Genomic DNA, 1,657 nt, shown 5'->3' on the forward strand with positions numbered 1-1,657 from the left:
CACGAAAAAGGCCCGCCCCCTGTCTGGGAGGCGGGCCTTTTCGTCGTATCGGGTGTCTACTGCGCGATCAGACGGAGTAATACATCTCGAACTCGACGGGGTGTGGTGTGTGCTCGAAGCGATAGACATCGTGCCACTTCAGCGCGATGTAGCTTTCGATCTGGTCCTTGGTGAACACGCCGCCTTCGAGCAGGAAGGCGTGGTCGGCGGCCAGCGCGTCGAGCGCCTCGCGCAGAGAGCCGCATACGGTCGGGATCTTGCTCAGTTCCTCGGGCGGCAGTTCATACAGATCCATGTCCATGGCATCGCCGGGGTGGATCTTGTTCTTGATCCCGTCCAGACCGGCCATCAGCATGGCCGCGAACGCCAGATACGGGTTGGCGGTCGGATCGGGGAAGCGGACCTCGACGCGCTTGGCCTTCGGGCTGGTCGCGTGCGGGATCCGGCACGAGGCCGAACGGTTCGCCGCCGAATAGGCCAGCAGCACAGGCGCCTCGAACCCGGGGATCAGACGCTTGTAGGAATTGGTCGACGGGTTCGTGAACGCGTTCAGCGCCTTGGCGTGCTTGATGATGCCGCCGATGTAATACAGCGCCTCGTCCGACAGGGCGGCGTATTTGTCGCCCGCGAAGGTCGGCTTGCCGTCCTTCCAGATCGACTGGTGGACATGCATGCCCGACCCGTTGTCGCCATAGATCGGCTTGGGCATGAACGTCGCCGTCTTGCCGTAGGAATGGGCGACGTTGTGCACGCAGTATTTGTAGATCTGCATGAAGTCGGCCGACTTCACCAGGGTCGCGAACTTGGTGCCCAGCTCATGCTGCGACTGCGCCACCTCGTGATGGTGCTTCTCGATCGGCAGGCCCATCTCGCCCATGGTCGACAGCATCTCGGCGCGCAGGTCGTGCTCGCTGTCCACCGGCGGGACGGGGAAATAGCCGCCCTTGACCAGCGGGCGATGGCCCATGTTGCCCTCGGGGTAGTCCTTCAGCGCCGCACCCGGCCCCTCGATCGAGTCGAGCTGGTAGGTGCCGAAGTTCGGGCCCGTGCCAAAGCGCACGGAGTCGAAGATGAAGAACTCCGCCTCGGGGCCGAAGAACGCCGTGTCGCCCAGGCCGGTCGAGGCCAGATACGCCTCGGCCAGCTTGGCCGTCGAGCGGGGGTCGCGGTTGTAGAAATGGCCGGTCTCGGGCTCGACGATGTCGCAGATCAGGATCAGCTGCGGCTTGGCCGCGAACGGGTCCATCACCGCCGTCGCCGCGTCGGGCAGCAGGACCATGTCGCTCTTGTCGATCGCCTTCCAGCCGCCGATCGACGAGCCGTCGAACATGAACCCCTCGACGAACGTGTCCTCCTCGATCGTCGAGACATGCTGCGTCGTGTGGTGCCACTTGCCCTTCGGGTCCGTGAAGCGCAGGTCCACAAACTCCACCGCATGTTCGGTGATCAGCTCGAATACACGGGCAACCGCCGACGCGTCCGGCTTCGCCGGGCTCAACAGGGAACCCGTCGATGCGGGACCCGAGGCTTTCTTCGACATCCGTCTCTTACCTGCCACTCTCGTTGTTCAGCCGCACCACACTCGACACGGCGCCTTCATACGCAAGGCCGAACGAACGAATACGAAACTAATCCTCAATTGTCGATCCAAGGGAAA

General features: G+C 63.4%; 1 protein-coding gene. It reads right to left on the bottom strand.

The features are described 5' to 3' along the window. Nucleotides 1-67: 67 nt before the first annotated feature. Entirely contained in the window at nucleotides 68-1,540 is a 1,473-nt protein-coding gene (glnA, locus tag HUK82_RS16380; RefSeq protein ID WP_176614934.1) for a type I glutamate--ammonia ligase, read from the bottom strand. Between the last annotated feature and the right edge of the window lie 117 nt (nucleotides 1,541-1,657).

Origin of the sequence: Ameyamaea chiangmaiensis (genome assembly GCF_013376175.1) — a bacterium.
Classification (GTDB): Bacteria; Pseudomonadota; Alphaproteobacteria; order Acetobacterales; family Acetobacteraceae; genus Ameyamaea; species Ameyamaea chiangmaiensis.